The sequence below is a fragment of the Lentzea sokolovensis genome, from assembly GCF_033949975.1.
GTDB classification, from domain to species: Bacteria; Actinomycetota; Actinomycetes; order Mycobacteriales; family Pseudonocardiaceae; genus Lentzea; species Lentzea sokolovensis.
The window spans coordinates 221,115-244,134 of record NZ_JAXAVU010000009.1 but is presented as its reverse complement, the minus strand read 5'-3'; the positions used below and the strand labels follow the sequence as shown (position 1 = coordinate 244,134).

Sequence of the window (23,020 nt, the reverse complement as noted above, 5' to 3'; positions counted from 1 at the left end):
CCTTGGCCCCGTTCTGTCGGGGTGCACCGGTAGAATCACAGAAGCGTCACCCATCACCGTGCGGGTCCTGCCCGCATCAGCGAGGAGACTCCAGGCCCGTGTCAGCTAAGAAGAATGAGTACGGCGCGTCCTCGATCACCGTCCTCGAAGGCCTCGAGGCAGTGCGCAAGAGGCCGGGCATGTACATCGGCTCGACCGGCGAGCGCGGTCTGCACCACCTGGTCCAGGAGGTTGTGGACAACTCCGTCGACGAGGCGATGGCCGGCTATGCGACGAAGGTGGACGTCACGCTGCTGGCCAACGGCGGCGTCCGGGTGATCGACGACGGTCGTGGCATCCCGATCGACATGCACCCGGTCGAGAACGTGCCGACCGTCGAGGTCGTCATGACCAAGCTGCACGCGGGCGGCAAGTTCGACAGCGACTCCTACGCGGTGTCCGGCGGTCTGCACGGCGTCGGCATCTCCGTGGTGAACGCGCTGTCCACCGCGGTCGACCTCGAGATCAGGCGCCAGGGTCACGTCTGGACCCAGCGCTACGAGGCCTCCAAGCCCGCGCACGAGCTGCGCCAGGGCGAGGCGACCGACGAGACCGGCACCACGACCACGTTCTGGGCCGACCCGGAGATCTTCGAGACCACGACGTACAACGTCGAGACGATCGCGCGCCGCCTGCAGGAAATGGCGTTCCTCAACAAGGGGATCACCATCGTCCTGCGTGACGAGCGGATCTCGGAGGAGGACGAGGTAGCCGACGCCGAGGGCCACCAGGCCGCGGTGAAGGAGCGCATCTACCACTACCCGGGTGGTCTGGAGGACTTCGTCCGCCACATCAACCACACGCGCGAAGCGGTGCACCAGAAGGTCATCGCGTTCGAGGCGAAGGGCGAGGACCTCGAGGTCGAGGTCGCGATGCAGTGGAACACCGGCTACACGGCCTCGGTCTACACGTTCGCGAACACGATCAACACGCACGAGGGCGGCACGCACGAGGAGGGCTTCCGCGCCGCGCTGACGCGAGTCGTCAACGAGTACGCGCGCGAGAAGAAGCTGCTCAAGGAGAAGGACACCAACCTCACCGGCGACGACATCCGCGAGGGTCTCGCCGCGATCATCTCGGTGAAGTTGAAGGAGCCCCAGTTCGAGGGCCAGACGAAGACCAAGCTGGGCAACAGCGAGGCGAAGTCGTTCGTGCAGAAGTCGACGAACGAACACCTGGCCGACTGGTTCGAGCGGCACCCCAACGAGGCGAAGACGATCGTCAGCAAGGCGGTCTCGTCTGCGCAGGCCCGCATGGCCGCGCGCAAGGCCCGTGAACTGGTCCGCCGCAAGGGCGCGCTCGACATCGGCGGCCTGCCCGGCAAGCTGAAGGACTGCCGCTCCACCAACCCGGAGGAGTGCGAGCTCTACGTCGTCGAGGGTGACTCCGCCGGCGGCTCGGCCAAGGAAGGCCGGGACTCCATGTACCAGGCCATCCTGCCGATCCGCGGCAAGATCATCAACGTGGAGAAGGCGCGCATCGACCGCGTGCTGAAGAACAACGAGGTCCAGAGCATGATCACCGCTCTGGGCACGAGCATCCACGACGAGTTCGACCTGTCGAAGCTGCGCTATCACAAGATCATCCTGATGGCGGACGCCGACGTCGACGGTCAGCACATCCGCACGCTGCTGCTCACTCTGCTGTTCCGCTTCATGCAGCCGCTCCTCGAACACGGCCACGTCTACCTCGCCCAGCCGCCGCTCTACAAGATCAAGTGGCAGCGGATCGAGCCGGAGTACGCGTACTCCGACCGCGAGCGCGACGGCCTGATCAAGGAAGGCCTCGCCGCCGGCAAGAAGCTCGGCAAGGACGACAACATCCAGCGCTACAAGGGTCTCGGCGAGATGAACGCCGCGGAGCTGTGGGAGACCACGATGGACCCCGCGAACCGGGTGCTCCTCCAGGTCACCATGGACGACGCCGCCACCGCGGACGAGCTGTTCAGCGTGCTCATGGGTGAGGACGTCGAGGCGCGCCGCTCGTTCATCACGCGTAATGCCAAGGACGTGAAGTTCCTGGACGTCTGAGTCCGGTCCCTTCTAGACATCCACGGCTGGCGAAGAGGAAAGAAGAACCGTGACTGAGACGACCCTTCCGCCGGAGCACGACCGCACCGAGCCGGTCGACATCCAGCAGGAGATGCAGAACTCCTACATCGCGTACGCGATGAGCGTCATCGTCGGCCGAGCACTGCCGGACGTGCGTGACGGACTCAAGCCCGTTCACATCCGCGTCCTCTACTCGATGTTCGACTCGGGGTTCCGGCCGGACCGCGGCTACAACAAGTGCGCTCGTGTCGTCGGCGACGTGATGGGCAACTACCACCCGCACGGCGACTCGTCGATCTACGACGCGCTCGTGCGGCTCGCCCAGCCGTGGGCCATGCGCTACCCGTTGATCGACGGGCAGGGCAACTTCGGCTCACCGGGCAACGACCCGGCCGCCGCGATGCGCTACACCGAATGCCGCCTCACCCCGCTGGCCATGCAGATGCTCGCGGACATCGAGGAAGAGACCGTCGACTTCCGCGACAACTACGACGGCCGCATCCAGGAGCCGACGGTCCTGCCGTCCCGCATCCCCAACCTGCTGATCAACGGCAGCTCGGGCATCGCGGTCGGCATGGCGACGAACATCCCGCCGCACAACCTTCGCGAGGTCGCGTCGGGCGTGGTGTGGGCACTGGACAACTGGGAGGCCTCCGACGAGGAGACCCTCGAGGCCGTGATGGAGCGGATCAAGGGCCCGGACTTCCCGACGCACGGCCAGATCCTCGGCAACTCGGGCATCCAGGACGCGTACCGCACCGGTCGCGGCTCGGTGAAGATGCGCGCGGTCATCGAGGTCGACGAGGACGCCAAGGGCCGCACGATCCTGGTCGTCACCGAGCTGCCGTACCAGGTCAACCCGGACAACCTCGTCGAGAACATCGCCGCGCTCGTGCGCGACGCGAAGCTCACCGGCATCTCGAACATCGCGGACGAGTCGAACAGCCGCCGCGGCATGCGCATCGTGGTCACGCTCAAGCGCGACGCGGTGGCGAAGGTCGTGCTGAACAACCTCTACAAGCACACCCAGCTGCAGTACTCGTTCGGCGTGAACATGCTGGCGCTCGTCGACGGCGTGCCGCGCACCCTGCGGCTCGACCAGATGATCCGCCACTACGTGAAGCACCAGATCGAGGTCATCGTCCGGCGGACCAGGTTCCGCCTGCGCAAGGCCGAGGAGCGCGCGCACGTGTTGCGCGGCCTGGTCAAGGCGCTCGACCACCTCGACGAGGTCATCGCGCTGATCCGCCGGTCGCAGACGCCGGACATCGCACGCACGGGCCTGATGGAACTTCTCGCCGTCGACGAGATCCAGGCGAACGCGATCCTGGAGATGCAGCTGCGCCGCCTGGCCGCCCTGGAGCGCCAGAAGATCATCGACCAGTTGGCCGAGATCGAGATCGAGATCGCGGACCTCAAGGACATCCTCGCGAAGCCGGAGCGGCAGCGCGCCATCGTGCGCGACGAGCTCATGGCCATCGTGGACAAGCACGGCGACGACCGGCGCACGGAGATCATCCCGTTCGACGGCGACGTGTCCATGGAAGACCTGATCGCGGTCGAGGACGTGGTCGTCACGATCACGCGCACCGGCTACGCGAAGCGCACCAAGACCGACCTCTACCGGGCGCAGAAGCGCGGCGGCAAGGGCGTTCAGGGCGCGCAGCTCAAACAGGACGACATCGTCGCGCACTTCTTCGTGTGCTCGACGCACGACTGGATCCTGTTCTTCACGAACAAGGGCCGTGTGTACCGCACGAAGGCGTACGAACTGCCTGAGGCGAACCGCAACGCCCGCGGCCAGCACGTCGCGAACCTCCTCGCGTTCCAGCCGGAGGAGGAGATCGCGCAGGTCATCCAGATCCCGAACTACCTCGTGTCGCCGTACCTGGTGCTCGCCACTCGCAAGGGTCTGGTGAAGAAGTCGAAGCTCTCCGACTTCGATTCCAACCGATCGGGTGGACTTATCGGCATCAACCTGCGCGAGGACGACGAGCTGGTCGGAGCGGTGCTCTGCTCGGCCGACGACGACCTGCTCATGGTCTCCGCCGACGGCCAGTCGATCCGCTTCCACGCGACCGACGACGTGCTGCGCCCCATGGGTCGCGCCACGTCAGGTGTGCAGGGCATGCGGTTCAACGCCGATGACGAGCTGCTCTCCGTCGGCGTCGTCCAGGAGGGCCTGTTCGTTTTGGTCGCGACGGACGGTGGGTACTCGAAGCGAACGCCGATCGAGGACTACCCGGTCCAGGGCCGTGGCGGCAAGGGTGTGCTGACCATTCAGCACGACCGCCGACGTGGCAGGCTGGTGGGCGCGCTCATCGTCGACGTCGACGACGAGCTCTACGCCATCACCTCGACGGGCGGGGTCATCCGGACCCGAGCCGAGCAGGTGCGCAAGGCTGGACGGCAGACGAAGGGCGTGCGGCTGATGAACCTCGGCGAGAGCACCACTTTGATCGCCGTCGCACGCAACGCGGATGAGCCCAGCGACGTCACTATCAGTGAAGCGTCTGCTGCGGAGGATTCTGCCGCCGACCTGGCAGCCACCCCCACCGACTCGGCTGAGTAGTCGGAATCGCTAGCGAGAGGTCAAGGACAAGCTCGTGACTCCACCCGAGAACCGCGAAGGTCGGGACGCGGACAAGACCGCGGTGATCACCAAACCGACTCCCCAGAAATCTGCGGAGAAGGCGGACTCGACCGCTTCGGCGGCCTCCGGTTCCTCGGGTGGAAACGCGCAGGACAAGACCAAGCCGGTGTCGGCGGAGAAGGCGGCCGAGGCCGCCGCCCCCGCCGCACCCGCCAAGGAGAAGGCTCAGGAGAAGCCGGCCGCACCGGCCGCGACTCCTGCTCCGGCTCCCGCCCCGGCCGCTGCGGCTCCGGCCCCGGCACCTGCTCCCACTCCGGCCGCACCGGCTGCTCCGGCAGAGGAGAAGACGGTCTCGCTCGGCACCGCGGCACCCGCGGCTCCGCCCGCGCCCGCCGCCGACGAGCCGGTCGTCGTCTCGACACCGCCGCCCTGGCAGCGAGTGACGAACGACACGGAGGCCTCCCAGCACGACGCGACGGAGACGTACGTGGCTCCGTCCGCGCCGCCCACTCCGTCGGCCGCAGCACCGTCTCCGGCCTTCCCGGTCAACGACCCGGACACCGTCAAGGTGCAGAAGCCCGTGGTCACGGGCTCGGCCGTGCCGGTGGGCCTGGGCAGCAGCCGCACGTCGGTGAACATGGGCAACAGCGCCCGCCCCGCGGCGTCCACCCCGTCGGCCCGCCGCCCCGGCCGCGGCCCGCGCCGCGCCTCGCTCCAGGTGAAGCGCGTCGACCCGTGGTCGGTGCTCAAGCTGGCCCTGGTGCTCGGCGTCGCGTTGTTCTTCGTCTGGCTCGTGGCAGTCGGCGTGCTCTACGGCGTCCTGCACGGCATGGGCGTCTGGGACAAGATCAACAGCACCGCGAACGACCTGCTCCAGGCCAACGAGCCGGGCGAACCGCTGATCAGCGCTGGTCGCGTGTTCGGCGTCTCGGCGATCATCGGCGCGGTCAACATCGTGCTGTTCACGGCCCTCGCGACCGTGGGCGCGTTCGTCTACAACGTGTCCGCGGATCTGGCCGGTGGCTTGGAGTTGACGCTCTCCGAGCGTGAGTGACCCCCGATTTGGGAGCGGCGAGGACGATCCTGTAAGGTTCTCCTCGTCGCCCCGAGGGGTGACAGTTTGATCGAGGGCCTATAGCTCAGGCGGTTAGAGCGCTTCACTGATAATGAAGAGGTCGGAGGTTCAAGTCCTCCTAGGCCCACTCGATTCGAAACTTCTCTCGAATCACTATCTCGATTCTGTCCGGACGTTGAGTTCCGGAGCCCCGGCCGAAGACCCAAGAAGCCTGTAGGCTGGTCCGGTAGTCGGGGCATAACTGTCTTTGGAGGGGTTCAGAGTGGCTAAGAAGATCATCGCACTCGTCGTGGTCGCCGGTGCGGTCCTGTTCTTCGTTAAGCGCAGCCGTTCGGCGAAGGCCGACGCGGACCTGTGGCGCGAGGCCACCGCTCCCACCGACTGATCTTGCGGGCGGCTTGCCGCCCCGGGTCTCCGGGGACGTAGCTCAATTGGCAGAGCACCGCCTTTGCAAGGCGGGGGTTAGGGGTTCGATTCCCCTCGTCTCCATACGCTTTCACTGATGCCCCGTTCGCGCCGCTGCGAACGGGGCATCAGTGCATTCCGCGCATCACGTCACGCCGCGGTGAGTGACTTCTTCGGCGACTTGCGCAGCGTGTCGATGCTCCAGGCGCCGGCACCTGTGAACGCCAGCAACAGGAACGCCCACGAGTAGATCGCCGCGAGCTCGCCGCCGTTCTCGATTGGCAGCAGGGCCTTCGGCTGGTGCACCACGAAGTAGGCATAGGCCATGGCGCCGGAACTGAGCAACGCGGCCCAGCGCGTCCACAGTCCGATGATGATGAGACCGCCGCCGATCAGCTCGATGAGGGCCACGGGGCCGGACGGCCACGAGAGCAGATCGACTCCCTTGGACAGCTTCTGAACCCCGTGGAACACGAAGAGCAGACCGATGACGATGCGGAAGAGAGCCAGAGCGTGCTCTCGTCGTTGCTCCAGGAACTCCATGATCGAGTCCTTCCAAGGCAGGGGGTACAGGGGCAGAGGCACAAAAGGTATGGACCAATTTAGAGTGTCCCGCTAGAGGCGCTTTTGGTATCTGGTTGACTGTTGCCCCTATGAAACGAGCACTGTTGCTGCCCCTGCTCGGCCTGCTCGCCGCATGTGGCCCCGATGTCGTCCCCAGCAAGCCGGTGCCCGCGCCCCAGAACCAGCAGGCCCCCGCCACGACCAGCGCGGCTGCGACGGTGCCGCCCGCGCCCAAGCCCGCGAATGAAGGCACCTGCCCGTACCTGGCGATCAGTTTCGTCGCGCAGGCCAACGGACAGCTTGTACCCAGAGTGAAACTGTCAACGGACGAGCCTCACCCAGCGTGTTTCTTTTACGCGAACGCAACGGAGATTCAGTTGACGGTGCGCGTCTACGTGGGTGACGAAAAAGTTGCGAAGCTCATCGTGAACGAGGCGGCGCCGGACGGTTCACAGCCCGCGAACTCGCCCACCGGCTGGACCGGAGGGTACGTGAACAACGACAGCGGCGTCGTCTACGCCGTAGCGAAGAGCGACGCCGCTGTGGTCGTCACGAGCAATCAGAAGCAGTCCATCAAGGCCCGCCGCATCGCCGAAGAGGCGATCAAGGGCCTCAAGCTCTGATTCGAACTACTTGACCGGCTCCTTCTGCGAGGGCACCTGCCCGTTGAGGACGGGCTCCGCGTGCGGGGCCTGCTCCTCGTCGTCCTGCAGGTGGACCTCCTGCGGCCGGCGCGTCATCGCGACGTAGCCCGCCGCCGCAGCCGCGACCAGGAGGCCCAGCACCCACGGCCAGCGCCGACGCTTCGGCGCGTCCGCACCGAGCTGGGCCGCGGCCTTGCGGATCTCCTTCGCACGCACCTTCGCGTCCTTGCGCGCGCTCTTCGCCGCCTTCTTCACTTCCTTGCGCACGACCTCAGCCTTGCCCATGAGGTCGGAGCGCGTCTTCGCGCTCTTCTTCGCGAGGCGCTTGCGAGAGCGACGCGTCTGCTTCTCCCAGTCCTCGGCCTTGCCCATGAGCGTGTCAGCCCGCTCGACGAGTGCGCCGCGAACCTGGTCGGCCGTGATGCCACGCTCAGCGAGCTTGGCTTCAGCGGTGTGACCAGCGCGAACGACACCCTGACGCGCGGCCTTCAGACCGGTGCCGACAGCCTTGCCAACGTTCTCGCCGGCACGGGTCATGACGTCCACCTCGTCCATCCTCTGCTCCACACGTTGTCGTCCGGTGATTGTCACAGGGGTACCCATCGTGCCCCTTTCTGAACATCTCCGCCCGTGGATGGCACGATGGGGTGGTGGCTGACAGCAACGAATCCTTCGTCGGGACCAAGGTGACGGCAACTCTGCACACCACGCAGGGCGACATCCGCATCAACCTGTTCCCCGACCACGCCCCCAAGACGGTGGCGAACTTCGTGACTCTCGCCGAGGGCACGAAGACCTACACCGAGGCGAACGCGAGTGGCACGAAGTCGGGCCCGTTCTACGACGGCACCCTGTTCCACCGCGTCATCGCGGGCTTCATGCTCCAGACCGGCGACCCGACCGGCACCGGCCGCGGTGGCCCCGGCTACCGCTTCGGCGACGAGTTCCACCCCGAACTCCAGTTCAACAAGCCCTACCTGCTCGCGATGGCGAACGCCGGGCCCAACACCAACGGCTCGCAGTTCTTCGTGACCGTGGCGCCGACGACGTGGCTGAACTTCAAGCACACGATCTTCGGTGAGGTCGCGGACCAGGAGTCGCGCGACGTCGTCGACGCGATCGGCAACACCACGACCGGCGCGGGCGACCGTCCGGTCAACGACATCAAGATCGAGCGGATCACGATCGAACGCGCGTGAGCAACGCCCCCGTGCCACCGGACGGGCCGATCGGAGCGCAGCCGGAGACCCCGGTCTGCGCACGTCATTCCGATCGGCCCACCCGGCTGCGCTGCACCAGGTGCGACCGTCCGGCGTGCCCGGAATGTCTGCGCGACGCCTCAGTCGGCATGCAGTGCGTCGACTGTGTGAACGAAGGCGCCCGCACGGTCCGCCAAGCCCGCACGTCCGCGGGTGCGGTGGTCTCGACCGGCCGGCCGATCATCACGCAGGTGATGATCGCGCTCAACGTGCTGGCGTACGTCGTCACGGTCTTCCAGTCCGGCAGCCCGATGAACAACCAGCGCGCAGGGCTGTTCACGGCGACGTCGATGATCCCGGAGCTCACCGCCAACGGTGAGTGGTGGCGCATCCTCACCTCGGGCTTCATGCACTTCGGCCTGATCCACCTCGCTCTCAACATGGCCGCGCTCTTCGTGGTGGGGCCTGTCGTCGAGCAGGAGCTGGGCAAGCTGCGGTACAGCGCCGTGTACTTCCTGTCGCTGCTCGGCGGCAGTGCGGCGGCGTTCTACTTCGGCACCGTCTGCCAGCAGCTCGCCGGCGCGTCCGGCGCGGTGTTCGGCCTGATGGGCGCCTTGCTGATCGTGTTCAAGCGGCAGAAGCGGGACATCTCGACGATCGTCGTGATCGTCGGCATCAACCTGGTGTCGAACCTCTTCACCAACGCCTCGCTGCTCGGGCACCTCGGCGGGTTCGTCATCGGCGGCCTGCTGACGCTCGCGATGGTCAAAGCGCCGCAGAAGAACCGCAACCTGTACCAGATCGGTGCGGTCTCGGTGGCGCTGCTGTTGCTCGGCGGGATGTTCGCGTTGCGTGCCGCCGAACTCGACACGGCGGCCGAACTCGTCCTGGAGTACGCCAGGACGTGCCGCTAGAACCGATTCACGGCCGCAGTGCGTGGAGCACTCCGGCGACTTCTTCGGGATCGGCGCCGAGGTCCACTCTCGTGAGCACCACGAGACGGTCGTCGGCGTCGAGTTCCAACGTCTGCTGTTCCCTGCCGAGCCGGCGGGTGGTCTGCAGCTTGACCTTCACCTCGTGCCACGGCAGCCGCGTCGTGCTCGCGAACCCGCGCACGGCCAGACCGTCGACGTCCGCGGTGAGCCTCGGCCGTGCGATCGTCGCGAACGCCGCGAGGTAGGTGACCAGCAGCGTTGCCAGCCCGATGAGGAGACGGCCCGCGTTGTCGTCGACGGTCAGCGCCGCGACGGCAAGGGCGAGGGCGACCACCCACGCGACGGCGACCAGCGGGGCGGGAGTGGACCAGGTACGAGTCACACTGTCGAGTGTCCCGCATGAAATGTGGACAACTGAACGGGTCCGCATGAGGGAAAACCGTCGCTTGTGCATTTTGGTGCAAAGTTGTCCACAGGACTTGTCCCCAATGGGGATGACTTACAGCTGTGTGCTTCGGTGACGCTCGGATGAACCCGGTGAACGTGCCGCGAACAAAGGTCGGCCCGGACGTGTGACGTCCGGGCCGACCTGTACGAACAGTGAGCTGCTGAGCGCCTAGCGCCAGCGCATCGTCATCAGCAGGCCGATGATCATCAGCGCGAAGCCGATCGCGAAGTTCCACGCGCCCAGCTCGAGCATGAACGGGATCTTCTCGGCGGCGATGTAGTTGACGACCAGCCACGCGAGGCCCAGCAGCATGAAGCCGAGCATGACAACGACGTAGACCGGGTGAGACGGCCCCGCTGCCTTGACCTTGACCGGCGTGCGGCGGTCAGTGGGTGCGGTGTAGACCGCCTTCTTCCGGACCTTCGACTTGGGCATGCTGTCCTCGCCTGACGTGGATATCCGTGAGTGACGCGAGTTTACGTGCACTACTCAGTAGACACGTTAACGTAGCGGCGGTGGTCAGCGAACCATCCTTGTAGACGCAGTTGTTTTCAGTTCACAGTGCGCGCGGAGGTTCTCAGGTGAACTCGGGACCGCAGCAGCCGCCACCACGGCGTCCTGCACCCCGTCGTGATGACCTTCAGCACTCGCGGGCCACCCCAGCTCCCCGCCCGCTGCCTCCGCCGGAAGCAACCCAGTTCACCAGCGCTTTCTCCGGAAGCCTGCCTCCGAACGGCCAGACGCAGCACCGCCAGGGGCCGCCTCCGTGGACTCCGCCGCCGGGCACTCCCGTGCGCGGAATCCCGGTGCCCGGCCGTCCCGGTCCGCCGCCCGGAACGCCGCCCGCACCGCCTGGAACGCCACCGCGGGGAATGCCTCCCCGCCCGATGCCGCCGCGTCCCCGCCCGGTCGATCCGCCCACCGAGGTGATCCCGCGCGTCGAGGACGATTACGACGACTACGACGACTACGACGATGACGAGTACTACGACGACGAGCCCGCGGCCAAGGACGAGTTCCCGCCGGACAGCATGGCGCGCAAAACGGTGCGTGGTGTCGGCGAAGCCCTCATCACGATGGGCCTGATCGTCCTGCTGTTCGTCGTCTACGAGGTCTACGTGACCGACCTGCTCTCCGCGGAGAAGCAGCAGGACGCGACCGCCGCGCTCGACTCCGAATGGAACTCGAACGTAGTCACACCCCCGCCCGCCGACCCGAACCGCCAGTCGAAGCTCAACCTCATCGAGGGCAAGGCCTTCGCGAAGATGTACATCCCGGTCTTCGGCAACGACTGGAAGTTCTCCGTGGTCGAGGGCACCACCGACAAGCACCTCGAAATCGGCCCGGGCCACTACAAGGACACCGCCCAGCCCGGCGAGGCCGGCAATTTCTCCATCGCCGGCCACCGCGTCGGCAAGGGCGCGCCGTTCAACGACCTGGACCTGCTCGAATCCTGCAACGCGGTCGTCGTGCAGACCCAGACCCAGTGGTTCGTCTACCGCGTACTGCCGATGAGCAGCGAGGTGGCCGGCTGGGCCACGAACCCGAAGGCGAAGGAAGCCGCCTGCACCGGCGTGGCACCGCTCTCCACGACGCTGGGCGACGCCTACTCCAAGACCGTGGGCCAGGAGATCGTCGTCCCGACCCAGGGCGAGGTCATCGCCCCGATCCCGCACCAGGTAGGTGCCGCGGTCCCGGCCGACAAACAGGCCCGCCTGCTCACGCTCACGACCTGCCACCCGCGCTTCTCCGACAAGCAGCGACTGATCGTGCACGCCATCGAGACCAAGAGCTACCCGGTGGCCGACGGCTTCGTGCCGCCCGAGATGACGGAGGGCTGATGTACGGCTGGATCTGGCGGCACCTGCCGGGCCCGCTGTTCCTGCGGGTCATCGAGGCCGTCGTGCTGGTCGTCGGCATCGTCGCGCTGCTGATGTTCGTGGTGTTCCCGTGGGCGGAACCGAAGCTGCCGTTCAACAACGTCACCACCGAGTGAGCGTCGGAGCCGACGGTCGCCTGACGCTTGCCTGGTGATCGACTGATCCTAGTCACCTGACCGGGTGATGTATAGCGGTGATCATGGGGTTAGACCGGCTGTTTGCGCAGTTCAGCTCGTTGGGAAGCTAGCGTGGACTCGTCGGCGGGGGAGTTGTCCACAGGATTCCGGACGCCCTGGGAACCGAAATCCGGCCGCCGTCGTTGCGCAAAAGGAAGGCGCGCGGGGGCAGCGGGCACAGGCTTGATGGCTCTTGCTTCTTCTGTCGGGCCGGCGAGCAGCTTGGCAGGCAGAGCTCGACGCTGGAAGGCAGCAGGTCGCAGACAAAGCAGACGTCCGACTCGGCCTCGGTTCGGCGTATGCGAGTTGTCGGTGTAGCCGAGTCGGTGTTGAGGCGCAGCAAGCGGTTGCGCAGACCCTGGGATCACGCGCCGAGAGTTCGGGCGAGCGCGACCGAGTAAGTGAAACCGCCATCGCGCCCACAACGCGATGGCGGCTTCATCGGGGAACGGCGTCTCAGCCGTTCAAGCTCTCAGCCGTTCGAGACCGAGGTCATCTCCTCGCGCGACACGACCTTCACGCGCTCACGGCCGTGCGCCGCGCCCAGGGCCATCTCGTGCGCGTCGAGCCGGCTCCAGCCCTCGTTGGTCACGAACGGCACGCCGCGCTGTTCGAGGAACTCGACGATCGCGGTGGGTTCGGGCGAGGAGGCGAGGGGCAGCTCGGGGGCGTCTTCGAGGAGGCTGGTGATGGTCTCCAGGGCGTCGCCCTTGGTGTGGCCGATGAGGCCGATCGGGCCGCGCTTGATCCAGCCGGTCGTGTAGACGCCGGGGATCGGGACTTCGTCGAGGTCCAGCACGCGGCCGGACTGGTGGGGGATCGTGCCCGAGACGTGGTCGAACGGGATGTCGGCGAGGTGCGTCGAGAGGTAGCCGACCGCGCGGTACACGGCTTGGACGTCCCAGTCGGTGAAGACGCCGGTGCCTCGGACGTTGCCGTCGCCGGTCAGTTCCTGGGTTTCGGTGCGCAGGCCCGTGACGCAGGACGTGCCGAGCACTTCGACCGGTGCTTCGAGGAAGTGCAGGTGCAGGCGGCGGGGGCGGGTGCCGACGTCGCGAATCGCCCACTCCTGGAGGGTCTTCACGATCATCTCGACCTGCTTGTTGGTCCTGATCGCGTGCATCGAGGCCTCGTCGAACTCGATTCCCTCCGCGTGGACGATCACCTCGACGTTCGGGGAGTGGTCGAGCTCGCGCAGTTCCAGCGGCGTGAACTTGGCCTGGGCCGGGCCTCGGCGGCCGAAGACGTGCACGTCGGTGACGGGGGAGGTGGCAAGGCCCTCGTAGACGTTCGCGGGGATTTCCGTCACGAGCAGCTCGTCGGCGGTCTTGGCCAGGATGCGGGCCACGTCCAGGGCTACGTTGCCGACGCCGAGCACCGCTACCGAGGTGGCCGTCAGCGGCCAGGTGCGCGGGACGTCGGGGTGGCCGTCGTACCAGGACACGAAGTCCGCGGCGCCGTAGCTGCCCGGCAGGTCGATTCCCGGGATGTCCATCGCGCGGTCGGCGGAGGCGCCGGTCGAGAAGATGACGGCGTCGTAGAACTGGCGCAGGTCGTCGAGCTTGATGTCGACGCCGTACTCGACGTTGCCGAAGAAGCGGACCGACGGACGGTCCAGCACCTTCTGCAGCGCGCCCACGATGCCCTTGATGCGGGGGTGGTCCGGCGCCACGCCGTAGCGGACGAGGCCGTAGGGCGCGGGCAGCTTTTCGAACAGGTCGATCTGCGCGTCGACGTCGGACTTGGTCAGGATGTCGGCGGCGTACACGCCGGCCGGTCCGGCGCCGACGACCGCGACGCGCATGGGGCGACTCATGACACCTATTTTAGGATAGCCTAACCTCAACGCGGACGAGAGCTAACTCACTCGACGCGACCGACTAGGCTCTCTTCATGCGCGTGCTCGTGGTCGACAACTACGACAGCTTCGTCTACAACCTCGTCCAGTACCTGGCTCAGCTGGGTGCCGAGTGCGTGGTGCGGCGCAACGACGAGGTGGACCTCGACGAGATCGACGAGGTCGACGGTGTGCTCGTCAGTCCTGGGCCCGGTACGCCGGAGCGCGCGGGCGCCAGCATCGACGTCATCAAGAAGTGCGCCGACATCGGCAAGCCCGTCTTCGGCGTGTGCCTCGGCCATCAGGCGATCGGCGTGGTGTGGGGCGGCACGGTCGACCGCGCGCCAGAGTTGTTGCACGGCAAGACGAGCATCGTTTTCCACGAGGGCAAGGGTGTTCTCGGCGGGGTGCCGCAGCCGTTCATCGCGACCCGCTACCACTCGCTGACGGTGCTGCCGGAGACGATCCCCGCGGAGTTCGAGGTCACCGGCAAGACCGAGACCGGCATCGTGATGGCCATGCGCCACAAGGAACTCCCGGTCGAGGGCGTGCAGTTCCACCCCGAGTCGGTGCTGACCGACGGCGGCCACCGGATGCTCGCCAACTGGCTCAAGGTCTGCGGCTTCGAGGTTCCGGAAGCCACGGTCGCGCAGCTCGAGAACGGCATGCGCACGCTCGCCGCAGCTGCCCGCCTGTAAGCAAAAAGGGGGCGGCTCCCCGAAGGGAAGCCGCCCCGAAAGTGCTTGAGCGCTACGACGAGATGATCCCGAACTTGCCGACGTTGATCGTCACCGTCGACCCCTTGGTGATCGCGGAACCCCTGGCCGGGTTCTGCGACTGGACCTTCTTGTTCTGATCCGGGGTGCCGACCTGCTGTTCCTGGACGTTGAGGTTTCCGTTCCAGCCCAGCGACTTCAGCTTGTTCGAGGCCTCGTTCTCGTTCAGGCCGGTCAGGTCGGGCATCTCGATCTGGTTGCCCTTCGAGACCTTCAGCGTCACCGCCGTGTCCTTGGCGGCCTTGCTGTTCGGCGCCGGGTTCTGCGAGAGGACCTGACCCTCGGGCTTGGCGCTGTCGACCGGCTCGATGACGACCTTGAAGCCCGAACCCTCCAGCGTCTGGCGCGCGTCGGCCTGGTCGTCACCGACGACGTTCGGCACGTTCTGCTTCTCCGGCGCCCTGCCGAGCTGGATGGTGATCGTGCCACCCTTCTTCAGCTTCACGCCGACGTCGGGGTTCTGCGAAGCGACCTTGCCGACCTTGGCCGTGTCGTCGACCTCGGTGGTCTGGTCGCTCTGCTGCAGCTTGAAGCCGTTGGGATCCTTGTCCAGGATCGCCTGGGCCTCCTGCGGGGTCTTGCCCTTCAGGTCGGGCGCGACGCCCTCACCGGGGGGCGCGCCGACGGAGATGGTGACCTGCCCGCCCTTCGCCACCTGGGTGCCCTCTGGCGGGTTCGTGCCGATGACCTTGTTGATCTGGTCGGCCGTGCACTTCGCCGCGGCGCCGTTCGGACCGGGCTCGCAGGCCACGGTCTCCTGGGCCGGCACGAGGCCGGCCTTCGTGATCTTCTCCGAGGCTTCCACGGGGCTCAGGCCCACGATCGACGGGACGGGGACCTTCTCCGTCGCATCGTTGCCGGTGTTCATGACGTTCGCGGTGATCCACGCGGCGAGGCCGAGCACGGCCACGCACAGGATCACCACCAACGTGACCATGATGGCCTTCTTGCGCTTCGCGCGACGCTCTTCTTCCTCGTCGGCGATCGGGTCGTAGTCGTCGTCCGGTTCCGACTTCAACGCCGCCGGGCGGTGCCTTCCGCCGGACACGACCTGCGTGCGCGGTGAACGCGCCGCCGCCTGCTCGTTCATCACGGCGGTGCGGTCCTCGGCCGTCATCACGGCCGGCGCGGACGGGCGCTGACCCGACAGCACGCGTACCAGGTCGGCGCGCATCTCGGCGGCCGACTGGTAGCGGTTCGCCGGGCCCTTCGACATCGCCTTCAGCACGATCGCGTCGAGCTGCGGCGAGACCTTGGGGTTGAGCTGCGACGGCGCCTTCGGGTCCTCCCGCACGTGCTGGTACGCGACCGCGACAGGAGAGTCACCGGTGAACGGGGGCTCGCCGGTCAGCAGTTCGAACAGCACGCAACCGGCCGCGTAGACGTCGGAACGGCCGTCGACGGACTCACCGCGCGCCTGCTCCGGCGACAGGTACTGGGCGGTGCCGATCACCGCGGCGGTCTGGGTGACCGCGGCCTGGCCGTCGTGCAGCGCACGGGCGATGCCGAAGTCCATCACCTTCACGGCGCCGGACTTGGTGATCATCACGTTGGCCGGCTTCACGTCGCGGTGGACGATGCCGTGCCGGTGGCTGAAGTCGAGCGCGGCCGAGACGTCGGCCATGACCTCCATGGCGCGCTTGCCCGACAGCGGGCCCTGCGTCTTCACGATGTCGCGCAGCGTCCGACCGTCGACGAACTCCATCACGATGTACGGCAGCGGGCCGTACTCGGTCTGCGTCTCGCCGGTGTCGTACACCGCGACGATCGCCGGGTGGTTCAGGGCGGCCGAGTTCTGGGCCTCGCGCTTGAACCTTTCCTGGAACTGGGCGTCACGGGCGAGGTCGGCTCGCAGCACCTTGATCGCCACGTCTCTGCCGAGGCGGACGTCCCGCCCCTTGTGGACCTCGGACATGCCGCCGTACCCGAGAGTCTCACCCAGTTCGTAGCGGTTTGAGAGCAGTCGCGGAGTGCTCATCGGTGCTTCGTCCCGCTCCTCGTCGACGGTATTCCGAACTCGGTTCTTGTGTTGCTCATGGCGCGCACGTCACCTTCACCTGCGAGCCGACCGGCACATCGCCTGTGGGCGCGATGGCGGTGACCCGGCACTTCTTCAAGTCGCCCGGTGGCGTGCCCTGCGCGCTCTGCACCTTGGGTTCCATGCCTTGGTCGATCAGCGCGATGCTGACCTCGTCGCCGGAACGGCCGATGTAGTCGTCCTCGTCGATCCGCTTCGGTGAACTGCCCGGAATCCGGTCTGCGGAGTCGGGCTGACCGTTCGCCGGGGCGTTCGAGTTCGCCGTGCTGGACGTCGTCGGCCGGCCACCTTGCCCGGTGCTGTCGTTCGGCTTGACGGTGTACTTCCACAGGAGGAACACGCCAAGGATCAGCAGCACTGCCACCAGAAGAGCGACCATAACCCAGACGGCGGTCCGGTTTCTCCCCGGTGGCGTCGGCATGGGAGTGAACGTTCCGGTTTGGTGCACCGGCTGCATTCCGGTCTGATGCACCTGTTGCATGCCCGTCTGGTGCGCCGGTTGCATGGTCGGATGGGTTCCGGGACGTCCCGGCCCTCCCTGGTGGTGCGCCATCTGCGGTGGAATCGGCAGCGGCTGTGACGCCTGCGGCGGCGGAGGCGGTGGTGCCTGCACCTGCTGCGGGATCACCGGAGGCATCGTGAACCCGGACGGCGTCGGAAGCGGCTGGCCCACCCGCACCGCGCTGACGGCCGCGGCGAACTCGCCACCCGTCCGGTAGCGCTGCCGGGGGTCCTTCACCAGCGTCGCCTCGATCAACGCCCGCGCACCAGGCGGAACGTCCGGCGGCAACGGCGGTGCGATGTCGCGGATGTGCATCATCGCGACCGTCACCGCGTTGTCCGACAGAAACGGCCGGTGACCGGCCAGGCACTCGTAGCCACACACTGCCAACGAGTAAACGTCGCTCGCCGGTTCGGCCTCGCCACCAAGTGCCTGCTCGGGAGCGATGTAGTGCGCGGTGCCCATCACCATGCCGGACCGCGTCACGGGTGCCGCGTCCACGGCCTTCGCGATGCCGAAGTCGGTGATCTTCACCTTCCCCGACGGCGTGACCATGATGTTGCCGGGCTTCACGTCGCGGTGCACGAGCCCGCGTTCGTGGGCCGCCTGCAACGCGTTCCCGGTCTGCTCCAGCAGGTCGAGAGTCACCTCGGCGGTCAGCCGACCGCGGGAGATGATCGTCGCGAGCGGTTCGCCCTCGACGAGTTCCATCACCAGGTACGCCGTGTCCTCCGGTCCGTCGGTGACGGACGCGGTCTCGCCGTAGTCGTGCACCGACGCGATGCCGGGGTGGTTGAGCGACGCGGTCATCCGCGCCTCGACGCGGAACCGGTGCAGGAACTCGGGGTCTCCGGAGAGCTCCGCCTTGAGCACCTTCACCGCGACGCGGCGGTCGAGCCGGTCGTCCGCGGCTTCCCAGACCTCGCCCATGCCACCGACCGCGATCCGCCTGCTCAGGCGGTAGCGGTCGGCGAGGAGCTGGCCCTTGGTCAGCATCAGCGGCCTGCCAGGTACGCGTTCATCACGGCGCGCCCGATCGGGGCCGCGACCTTGCCGCCGGTGGCGCCCAGACCGCGGTCGCCACCGTCCTCCACGATGACCGCGATCGCGATCTCCGGCTTCTGCGCCGGCGCGAACGCGATGTACCAGGCGTGGGGGTTGTTCTTCAACGCGTCGTTGCCCTGCTCGGCGGTACCGGTCTTCGACGCCACCTGCACGTTCTGCAGACGGCCCTCGCCACCGGTGTTGACCTCGGACTGGATCATCATGTCGCGCAGGGCGTTGGCGTTGGCCGTGGTCATCGCGGTGTCGACCTGGTCCGGCTTGGTGTCTTCGATCGACTTCAGGTCCGGGCCGAGGATCTTCGACACCAGGTACGGCTGCATGCGCTTGCCGTTGTTCGCGATCGTCGCCGCCACCACCGCGTTCTCCAGCGGCGTGATCAGCACGTCGCGCTGGCCGATGCCGGTCTGGTAGAGCGCGGCGTCGTCGGGGATCGGGCCGAGCGTCGAGGTCTCGACGACCAGCGGCACCGCGAGGTCCGGGTCGTTGAAGCCGAACTTCTCCGCCTGCCTGCGCAGCTTGTTCGCGCCGAGCTGGCCCGCCATCTCACCGAACGCCGTGTTGCACGACTTGGCGAGCGCGGTCTCCATCGGCACCGTCTCGCCAGGGCCGCACGGGGTGCCGTTGAAGTTCGGCAGCGGCGTCTGGCTGCCCGGCAGCGTGATCGATCCCTTGGCGGTGTACTGCGTGTCCTTGTTCTTGCCGTCGGCGAGCGCGGCCGCCGCGACGACGACCTTCAGCGTCGAGCCTGCCGGGTAGAGGGCCTGCGTCGCGCGGTTGATCAGCGGGTCGTTCGAGTCCTTGGCGGTGAGCTGCTTCCACGCCGACGCCTGCTCGTTCGCGTCGTGGCTCGCGAGCAGGTTCGGGTCGTAGGACGGCGTGCTCGCCATCGCGAGGATCTCGCCGGTGTCCGGCTTGATCGCGACGACCGAACCGGTGAAGCCCTTCGCCGTCAGTTGGTCGTACGCGGTCTGCTGCACCTTGGCGTTCAGGGTGAGCTGCACGTTGCCGCCGACCGGGTCACGACCGGTGATCAACGCCGAGACACGGCGCGCGAACAGCCTGTCGTCCGAGCCGTTGAGCAGGTCGTTCTCGGCGCGCTCCATGCCGGAGGTGCCGTAGGTGACCGACAGGTACCCCGTCGCCGGCGCGTACACCGGGCCGTTGTTGTAGGTGCGCAGGAACCGGAGACGGTCGCTCGTCTCCTTGACGTCCGCGATCACCGTGCCGTCGGCGACCGTGATCAGACCGCGCTTGCGGGCGTACTCGTCGAGCAGCACCCGGCGGTTGTAGGCGTTCTTGCGCCACTCGTCGGCGTTGATCACCTGCACCCACGTGGCGTTGCCCAGCAGAAGCAGGATCATCACCATCATGGCCATGCCGACGCGGCGGAGCGGTGTGTTCATTTGGGACGCTCCACCATCACAGTGTGCTGGTCAGCGATAGCCGGTTGTTGCGGTTTCGGCTTCGCGACCCGCTGCGGGGCCCTGGCCGCCGCGGAAATTCGCAGTAGCAACGCGACCAGGATGTAGTTCGCGAGAAGGGACGAACCGCCGTAGGACAGGAACGGCGCGGTGATACCCGTCATCGGGATCAGCTTGGTGATGCCGCCGACGACGATGAACACCTGGAAGCAGACCGCGAACGCGAGACCGCCGCCCAGGAGCTTGCCGAAGCTGTCGCGCACGGCGATGGCGCCGCGCAGGCCGCGCAACGCGAAGACCATGTAGACCAGCAGCAGCGCCGCGAAGCCGACGAACCCGAGTTCTTCGCCGATCACGGCGGTGATGAAGTCGGTGTTGGCCTCAGGAATCATCTCCGGACGGCCGGCGCCGAGGCCCGCGCCGCCGATGCCGCCGGTCGCGAGAGCGAACAGCGACTGCGAGATCTGGTAACCGCCGCCGACCACGTCGTAGCGCGCGATCGGGTCCTGCCAGTTCGCGACGCGCTGCTGCACGTGGGCGAAGAGCTTCCACGCGATGACCGCGCCGCCGGAGAACATGCCGAGTCCGAGCACGACCCAGGCCGCGCGTTCGGTGGCGATGTAGAGCAGCACGAGCACGATGCCGAAGAACAGCAGCGACGAGCCGAGGTCCTTCTGCAGCACCATGACCGCGACCGTGACGCCCCACGCCGCGAACAGCGGGCCCAGGTCACGGGCACGGGGCAGGTCCATGCCGAGGAACCGGCGGCCCGCCACGGTGAAGAGGTCCCGCTTCGACACGAGGAACGCGGCGAAGAAGACCATCAGCAGGATCTTGGCGAACTCACCTGGCTGGATGGACAACGGACCGAGACGCAGCCAGATCTTCGCGCCGTTGATCGTCGGCGCGATGAAACCGGGCAGCACACCGGGAAGCAGCAGCGCGACCAGTCCGACGAGGCCGAACGTGTAGCCGAACCGCGCGAGCATCCGGTGGTCAGGCAGGAACTTCAACGTGGCCGCGAACAGCAACAACCCGATGCCGGTCCAGATGACCTGCTTGAAGGCCACCGGGTCCCACGTCGAGCCGTCCGGGAAGACGGTGCCTTCCAGGGCCAGGTCGATCCGGTGGATGACCACCAGGCCGAGCCCGTTGAGCAGCGCGACGCACGGCAGGATCGCCGGGTCGGCGTACGGCGCCCACCTGCGCACGGCGAGGTGGGCACAAGCGAAGAGTCCGAGGTACGCGAGACCGAGGTAGAGGATCCTCAGACTCAGCGAGCGCTCCTGGTTCAGTTCGACCAGGATGAGAGCGAGCGTCACGAGACCGGCGGCGAACGACAGCATCACCAGTTCGGTGCCGCGTCGCGTCGGCGCCTTCAGGCCTGGCGACGTGTTGGTCGCCGCCGACGCACCTGGTGAACCTTCCCCGGAGGGGACGGGCGAGCCCATCAACTACGGACCCTCCCGGCATTCCACACCCGGCTTTTGCTGGGAGGGGGTGAGCGAAGGCTCGGTGGAACCGGTCTCCGGGTTCGGGGAACCGTTCGTGGGCGGCGCGCTGGACGCACTGCTCGACGGGCTGCTGCTCGGCGTGGACGGCGTCGTCGAGGGCGTCGTACTGGTCGACGTCGACGACGTGTCCTTGCACAGCGGCAGCATGTGCTCGGTGCGCAGCAACCGGACCGCGGCGCGCGCGCCGTCGAGGCCGTTGTCGCTGCGGATGCCCGCGGTGATGGTCTTGCGACCGGCTTCCTGCAGGTCCTTCAGCGTGATCGGGGTGCAGCCCGTGGATCCGGGCGGGCAGGAGTCCTCGACCTTGGACGACAGCTTGAAGCCGATGACGGTGCCGTTGAGGCCGCGGAAGATCGCGACCTGGCCGTCCTCGGTGGCGCCGACGTAGTACTGGGTGTTGAGCCACAGCTTGCCGCCGACAGCCACCACAGCGGTCAGCAGGAGCAGCACGAAGATGATCGCGAACGCCTTGATGGCGCTGCGCTTCTTGCGCTTCGGGTCCTGCGGAGGCGGGGGAGGCGCGTCCATGCGCTGCTGCATGGGCGGGCGCTGCTGCGTGATCGTCGCCGCTCGTGAGGCCGCGGAGTCCGGCGGAGGAGTGTGGTCCTCGCTGCCGTCACCTGCCGCGCCGCCGACGATCGGGTAGTCGTCGCCGAAAGCGACGTCCTGAACGTCCGCCACGATCACCGTGACGTTGTCGGGACCGCCGCCCTTGAGCGCGAGCTCGATCATCCGGTCCGCGCAGGCCTGCGGGTCCGGGATGCGGATCGCCTCGTCGAGCGTCTCCAGGCTCACGACGCCGGACAGACCGTCCGAGCAGAGCAGGAACCGGTCGCCGGCACGCGCTTCGCGCACCGTGAGGCTGGGCTCGAAGTCGTGCCCGGTGAGGGCGCGCAGCAGCAACGAGCGTTGCGGGTGCGTGGCGGCCTCGTCCGCGGTGATCCGGCCCTCGTCGATCAACGACTGGACGAACGTGTCGTCGTGCGTGATCTGCGCGAAGGAGCCCTCCCTCAGGAGGTACGCGCGCGAGTCGCCGATGTGCACGAGTCCGAGACGGTTGCCCGCGAACAGGATGGCCGTGAGCGTGGTGCCCATGCCTTCCAGGTCCGGGTCGCTCGTCACGAGCTCGGAGATGGCGCCGTTGCCACTCGCGACCGCGTCGCGCAGCTTGCCGAGGAGGTCGTCGCCAGGCTCGTCGTCGTCGACGTGGGCCAGCGAGGCGATGACCACCTTGCTCGCGACTTCACCGGCGGCGTGGCCACCCATGCCGTCGGCTACTGCGAGCAGGCGGGGGCCCGCGTACACGGAGTCCTGGTTGTTGTTGCGAACCAGGCCCCTGTCGCTTCGGGCCGCGTATCGAAGAACCAAGGTCATGAGCGCAGCTCGATCACCGTTTTGCCAATGCGGATCGGGGTGCCGAGAGGTACGCGCAGGGGTGCGGTGACCTTGGCTCGGTCTAGGTAGGTGCCGTTCGTGGAGCCGAGATCCTCCACGTACCAGTCGGTGCCGCGCATGGACAGCCTCGCGTGCCTGGTCGACGCGAAGTCGTCGTCCAGCACGAGAGTGGAGTCGTCAGCGCGGCCGATCAGGATCGGCCTGCCGTCGAGTGAGATTCGGGTGCCGGTCAGCGCCCCGTGGGTGACCACGAGTTGCCGAGGCGCCTTGCTTCCCCTCGCCGACTTCTCGGACCTCCGGAAACCGGGCAGACCTGACGCCCGGAGCCCTGAGGCTGCGTAGAGATCAGAGCGGACCACACGTAGGGCGGCCAGCACAAAGAGCCAGAGGAGCACGAGAAAGCCCGCTCTGGTCAGCTGCATCACCAGCTCTGGCACCGGTTGTAACCGCTCCTGCCTTGAGT

General features: G+C 67.2%; 20 protein-coding genes, 2 tRNA genes and 1 pseudogene. 12 read left to right on the top strand and 11 right to left on the bottom strand.

The window, feature by feature from the left end:
* The first annotated feature begins 98 nt into the window (after positions 1-98).
* The 6 genes and pseudogenes from gyrB to SK854_RS18515 all read left to right on the top strand — a co-directional run bounded on the left by gyrB (position 99) and on the right by SK854_RS18515 (position 6,247).
* Positions 99-2,069: a DNA topoisomerase (ATP-hydrolyzing) subunit B gene (gyrB, locus tag SK854_RS18540; protein ID WP_319976349.1), complete on the top strand. Its 1,971-nt coding sequence runs from the start codon at positions 99-101 to the stop codon at positions 2,067-2,069.
* A gap of 49 nt (positions 2,070-2,118) precedes the next feature.
* Positions 2,119-4,662, top strand: a complete 2,544-nt coding sequence (gene gyrA, locus SK854_RS18535; protein ID WP_319976348.1) for a DNA gyrase subunit A — start codon at positions 2,119-2,121, stop codon at positions 4,660-4,662.
* Between the two features lie 187 nt (positions 4,663-4,849).
* Complete coding sequence (locus SK854_RS48240; RefSeq protein ID WP_455032265.1) at positions 4,850-5,737, top strand: DUF3566 domain-containing protein; 888 nt, start codon at positions 4,850-4,852, stop codon at positions 5,735-5,737.
* Between the two features lie 74 nt (positions 5,738-5,811).
* Positions 5,812-5,885 (top strand) — tRNA-Ile (locus SK854_RS18525).
* A gap of 135 nt (positions 5,886-6,020) precedes the next feature.
* A pseudogene (locus SK854_RS18520) lies at positions 6,021-6,140 on the top strand (DLW-39 family protein); the annotation flags it as partial.
* Between the two features lie 34 nt (positions 6,141-6,174).
* A tRNA-Ala gene (locus SK854_RS18515) sits at positions 6,175-6,247 on the top strand.
* Positions 6,248-6,313: 66 nt separating this feature from the next.
* Here the strand turns inward: SK854_RS18515 and SK854_RS18510 are convergent.
* Entirely contained in the window at positions 6,314-6,706 is a 393-nt protein-coding gene (locus tag SK854_RS18510) for a DoxX family protein (protein ID WP_319976347.1), read from the bottom strand.
* 110 nt (positions 6,707-6,816) lie between these two features.
* Here SK854_RS18510 and SK854_RS18505 point away from each other — a divergent pair, with 110 nt between their 5' ends.
* Positions 6,817-7,350, top strand: coding sequence for a DUF2020 domain-containing protein (locus tag SK854_RS18505; protein ID WP_319976346.1), 534 nt, complete (start codon positions 6,817-6,819; stop codon positions 7,348-7,350).
* 6 nt (positions 7,351-7,356) lie between these two features.
* Here SK854_RS18505 and SK854_RS18500 read toward each other — a convergent pair whose 3' ends face one another.
* Positions 7,357-7,926, bottom strand: coding sequence for a hypothetical protein (locus SK854_RS18500; protein WP_319976345.1), 570 nt, complete (start codon positions 7,924-7,926; stop codon positions 7,357-7,359).
* Between the two features lie 95 nt (positions 7,927-8,021).
* Here SK854_RS18500 and SK854_RS18495 point away from each other — a divergent pair, with 95 nt between their 5' ends.
* Positions 8,022-8,570 (top strand): peptidylprolyl isomerase, encoded by a 549-nt coding sequence (locus SK854_RS18495; protein ID WP_319976344.1) that lies wholly within the window; start codon positions 8,022-8,024, stop codon positions 8,568-8,570.
* Positions 8,567-9,484, top strand: a complete 918-nt coding sequence (locus SK854_RS18490; RefSeq protein WP_319976343.1) for a rhomboid family intramembrane serine protease — start codon at positions 8,567-8,569, stop codon at positions 9,482-9,484. Before SK854_RS18495 ends, SK854_RS18490 begins: the two co-directional genes overlap by 4 nt.
* A gap of 7 nt (positions 9,485-9,491) precedes the next feature.
* On the opposite strand, the gene SK854_RS18485 is transcribed toward SK854_RS18490, so the two are convergent.
* Positions 9,492-9,887, bottom strand: a complete 396-nt coding sequence (locus tag SK854_RS18485; protein ID WP_319976342.1) for a PH domain-containing protein — start codon at positions 9,885-9,887, stop codon at positions 9,492-9,494.
* A 234-nt stretch (positions 9,888-10,121) separates the two neighbouring features.
* Positions 10,122-10,388 carry a cell division protein CrgA gene (gene crgA / locus SK854_RS18480; RefSeq protein WP_030465604.1) on the bottom strand — a complete coding sequence of 89 codons (267 nt, stop codon included), beginning with the start codon at positions 10,386-10,388 and terminating at the stop codon, positions 10,122-10,124.
* A gap of 452 nt (positions 10,389-10,840) precedes the next feature.
* On the opposite strand from crgA, the gene SK854_RS18475 reads away from it, so the two are divergent.
* Together SK854_RS18475 and SK854_RS18470 are read left to right on the top strand one after the other, a co-directional pair.
* Positions 10,841-11,794, top strand: a complete 954-nt coding sequence (locus tag SK854_RS18475) for a class E sortase (RefSeq protein WP_319976341.1) — start codon at positions 10,841-10,843, stop codon at positions 11,792-11,794.
* Positions 11,794-11,949 carry a hypothetical protein gene (locus SK854_RS18470; RefSeq protein WP_093595057.1) on the top strand — a complete coding sequence of 52 codons (156 nt, stop codon included), beginning with the start codon at positions 11,794-11,796 and terminating at the stop codon, positions 11,947-11,949. Before SK854_RS18475 ends, SK854_RS18470 begins: the two co-directional genes overlap by 1 nt.
* Positions 11,950-12,481: 532 nt before the next feature.
* On the opposite strand, the gene SK854_RS18465 is transcribed toward SK854_RS18470, so the two are convergent.
* On the bottom strand, positions 12,482-13,825 hold the full coding sequence (locus tag SK854_RS18465; RefSeq protein WP_319976340.1) for an FAD-dependent oxidoreductase: 1,344 nt from the start codon (positions 13,823-13,825) through the stop codon (positions 12,482-12,484).
* A 77-nt stretch (positions 13,826-13,902) separates the two neighbouring features.
* Here SK854_RS18465 and SK854_RS18460 point away from each other — a divergent pair, with 77 nt between their 5' ends.
* Positions 13,903-14,544: an aminodeoxychorismate/anthranilate synthase component II gene (locus SK854_RS18460; RefSeq protein ID WP_319976339.1), complete on the top strand. Its 642-nt coding sequence runs from the start codon at positions 13,903-13,905 to the stop codon at positions 14,542-14,544.
* Positions 14,545-14,596: 52 nt separating this feature from the next.
* Here the strand turns inward: SK854_RS18460 and pknB are convergent, their stop codons facing one another.
* From pknB to SK854_RS18430, 6 genes are read right to left on the bottom strand one after another with little or no spacing between them, the layout of a single operon-like run.
* Positions 14,597-16,600 carry a Stk1 family PASTA domain-containing Ser/Thr kinase gene (gene pknB / locus SK854_RS18455; RefSeq protein WP_319976338.1) on the bottom strand — a complete coding sequence of 668 codons (2,004 nt, stop codon included), beginning with the start codon at positions 16,598-16,600 and terminating at the stop codon, positions 14,597-14,599.
* Between the two features lie 55 nt (positions 16,601-16,655).
* Positions 16,656-18,158: a serine/threonine-protein kinase gene (locus tag SK854_RS18450; RefSeq protein WP_319976337.1), complete on the bottom strand. Its 1,503-nt coding sequence runs from the start codon at positions 18,156-18,158 to the stop codon at positions 16,656-16,658.
* The gene (locus tag SK854_RS18445) at positions 18,158-19,630 is read right to left on the bottom strand and encodes a peptidoglycan D,D-transpeptidase FtsI family protein (protein ID WP_319976336.1); all 1,473 of its coding nucleotides are present in this window, start codon (positions 19,628-19,630) and stop codon (positions 18,158-18,160) included. The genes SK854_RS18450 and SK854_RS18445 overlap by 1 nt, the downstream gene beginning before the upstream one ends.
* A complete protein-coding gene (locus SK854_RS18440; protein WP_319976334.1) occupies positions 19,627-21,099 on the bottom strand; it encodes an FtsW/RodA/SpoVE family cell cycle protein in 1,473 nt (490 codons plus the stop codon). The genes SK854_RS18445 and SK854_RS18440 overlap by 4 nt, the downstream gene beginning before the upstream one ends.
* A gap of 3 nt (positions 21,100-21,102) precedes the next feature.
* Positions 21,103-22,536, bottom strand: coding sequence for a PP2C family protein-serine/threonine phosphatase (locus SK854_RS18435; RefSeq protein WP_319976333.1), 1,434 nt, complete (start codon positions 22,534-22,536; stop codon positions 21,103-21,105).
* On the bottom strand, positions 22,533-22,994 hold the full coding sequence (locus tag SK854_RS18430; RefSeq protein WP_030465595.1) for an FHA domain-containing protein FhaB/FipA: 462 nt from the start codon (positions 22,992-22,994) through the stop codon (positions 22,533-22,535). Before SK854_RS18430 ends, SK854_RS18435 begins: the two co-directional genes overlap by 4 nt.
* Positions 22,995-23,020: the final 26 nt, after the last annotated feature.

Bases quoted from the DNA above. Each gene is read 5' to 3' on its own strand.
- SK854_RS18510 (WP_319976347.1), bottom strand. From the start codon at position 6,706: ATGGAGTTCCTGGAGCAACGACGAGAGCACGCTCTGGCTCTCTTCCGC.
- SK854_RS18505 (WP_319976346.1), top strand. From the start codon at position 6,817: ATGAAACGAGCACTGTTGCTGCCCCTGCTCGGCCTGCTCGCCGCATGT.
- SK854_RS18500 (WP_319976345.1), bottom strand. From the start codon at position 7,926: ATGGACGAGGTGGACGTCATGACCCGTGCCGGCGAGAACGTTGGCAAG.
- crgA (WP_030465604.1), bottom strand. From the start codon at position 10,388: ATGCCCAAGTCGAAGGTCCGGAAGAAGGCGGTCTACACCGCACCCACT.
- SK854_RS18475 (WP_319976341.1), top strand. From the start codon at position 10,841: ATGCCGCCGCGTCCCCGCCCGGTCGATCCGCCCACCGAGGTGATCCCG.
- SK854_RS18470 (WP_093595057.1), top strand. From the start codon at position 11,794: ATGTACGGCTGGATCTGGCGGCACCTGCCGGGCCCGCTGTTCCTGCGG.
- SK854_RS18465 (WP_319976340.1), bottom strand. From the start codon at position 13,825: ATGAGTCGCCCCATGCGCGTCGCGGTCGTCGGCGCCGGACCGGCCGGC.
- SK854_RS18460 (WP_319976339.1), top strand. From the start codon at position 13,903: ATGCGCGTGCTCGTGGTCGACAACTACGACAGCTTCGTCTACAACCTC.
- pknB (WP_319976338.1), bottom strand. From the start codon at position 16,600: ATGAGCACTCCGCGACTGCTCTCAAACCGCTACGAACTGGGTGAGACT.
- SK854_RS18450 (WP_319976337.1), bottom strand. From the start codon at position 18,158: ATGCTGACCAAGGGCCAGCTCCTCGCCGACCGCTACCGCCTGAGCAGG.
- SK854_RS18445 (WP_319976336.1), bottom strand. From the start codon at position 19,630: ATGAACACACCGCTCCGCCGCGTCGGCATGGCCATGATGGTGATGATC.
- SK854_RS18440 (WP_319976334.1), bottom strand. From the start codon at position 21,099: ATGGGCTCGCCCGTCCCCTCCGGGGAAGGTTCACCAGGTGCGTCGGCG.
- SK854_RS18435 (WP_319976333.1), bottom strand. From the start codon at position 22,536: ATGACCTTGGTTCTTCGATACGCGGCCCGAAGCGACAGGGGCCTGGTT.